This window comes from Candidatus Magnetaquicoccus inordinatus (genome assembly GCF_004217665.1).
In the GTDB taxonomy this organism is placed as follows: domain Bacteria; phylum Pseudomonadota; class Magnetococcia; order Magnetococcales; family Magnetaquicoccaceae; genus Magnetaquicoccus; species Magnetaquicoccus inordinatus.
The window spans coordinates 1-1,546 of the sequence record NZ_RXIU01000415.1 but is presented as its reverse complement, the minus strand read 5'-3'; the positions used below and the strand labels follow the sequence as shown (position 1 = coordinate 1,546).

The window sequence follows — 1,546 nt, the reverse complement described above, 5'->3', positions numbered from 1 at the left end:
GCAACCAAATAGCCGGCTTTTTGTCCAGCCAGATTGGGATTGGCATCCACTTTACTCATTCCATCCGGGCCATGGCAGGCAGCACAAACCGCAGATTTGGTCTTACCTGCCGCCGCATCTCCACCAGCCAGAGCTGGACCAGCGACCATAATGGAAGCCAACAGAAGGCCATAAGTCAGCTTTTTCACACGAGTTCTCCTTGACAATCGACGATGACGACAAACCTGCCAACGGCACCCATTGCCGTTGACTCAATTAGACGGCAGCCTAGGCTGAATCCGTCAGAAAGTGCTTATAAAATGCAGTAACTATTCAGCACCCATAACAACCTGGGGGTCCAGGGAGGGCACCTCCCCGGCCGGGTCCGGGGATGGAATCCCTGGGATTTTGCTTTTATTCTTTTGCCTTTGGCGCGCTTATTCACCTGAGGCGACGCGCACTTTGCGTCGGTGCAGCGCGCCTAATGGAAGCAAGTTGTACGGATTGGCGCACTTTTTTGCACCAATCCGTACAGCATCTCCATGGGGGCAGAGCTGGTGAGCCAGCACGCACCTGAATAGTTACAAAATACAATGCTATTCTGCTTCAACCAACCCAATACGACTCATCGCTTGCCGCAAAGGGTCACGCCAATTCTCAGCCAATGGTGTCAACGGCAGACGGATCTCTGGACTACACAATCCCATCATCGCTGCTGCTGCTTTGACTGGAATGGGATTGGTTTCGCAAAAGAGCAGTCGATTGATCTCCAGCAACTGCAGATGCAGTTTTTGACTTTCAGCCAACTCACCGTTTTGAAAATGTTTCCAGAGTGCCACCATGGGTGTGGGTGCAATGTTGGAGGTCACTGAAATGACTCCATCGCCACCTATGGCCAAAAAGGGCAAAAAGGTGGCGTCATCCCCGGACAATAAGGTTATACGTCCTGCAGTCTGCTGCAAAATCATGGAGGCGCGCTCCATATTGGCAGTCGCTTCCTTGATGGCCACTATTTGTCCATGGCGTGCCAGACGGGCCACGGTCTCGGGCTGCATATCTACGCCAGTACGTCCCGGTACATTATAGAGGACCAAAGGGATGTCCACAGCATTGGCCACCGCTTGATAATGGCGAAACAGTCCCTCCTGGGTGGGTTTATTATAATAGGGAGTGATCAATAATGCTGCTGCTGCCCCTGCCTGTTGCGCGAACAAAGTCAGCTCTATCGTTTCCGCAGTGGAGTTGGAACCTGTCCCGGCAATAACCGGCACACGGCCATTTACCCGCTCCAAGCAACTTTCAATCACTTGACGATGTTCTGCATGGGTCAAGGTAGCCGATTCACCTGTAGTGCCGCAGGGAACCAAGCCACTGATACCGCTCTCAATCTGTCTATCAATCAGATTGCCTAACGCAATATGATCCACTTGACCATTGCGAAACGGCGTGATCAATGCAGTGAAAACGCCCTTAAACATGTGTACCGTTCATCCTTTCATTAAAGAGCGGCCTCTTTTGCCGCACACTACCAGACTGCCTAAAGCTACCGGAAAACTCATCCATTCAC

The 1,546-nt window shown here is 51.8% G+C and carries 2 protein-coding genes; both read right to left on the bottom strand.

Features of this window, described 5'->3' with window-relative positions:
- Window positions 1-188, bottom strand: a 188-nt coding sequence (locus EJP87_RS16155; protein ID WP_338140548.1) for a c-type cytochrome, incomplete at its 3' end; no start/stop codon positions are given.
- 387 nt (window positions 189-575) lie between these two features.
- Window positions 576-1,457: a 4-hydroxy-tetrahydrodipicolinate synthase gene (gene dapA, locus EJP87_RS16150; protein WP_130472875.1), complete on the bottom strand. Its 882-nt coding sequence runs from the start codon at window positions 1,455-1,457 to the stop codon at window positions 576-578.
- Window positions 1,458-1,546: the final 89 nt, after the last annotated feature.

Bases quoted from the DNA above. Each gene is read 5' to 3' on its own strand.
- dapA (WP_130472875.1), bottom strand. From the start codon at position 1,457: ATGTTTAAGGGCGTTTTCACTGCATTGATCACGCCGTTTCGCAATGGT.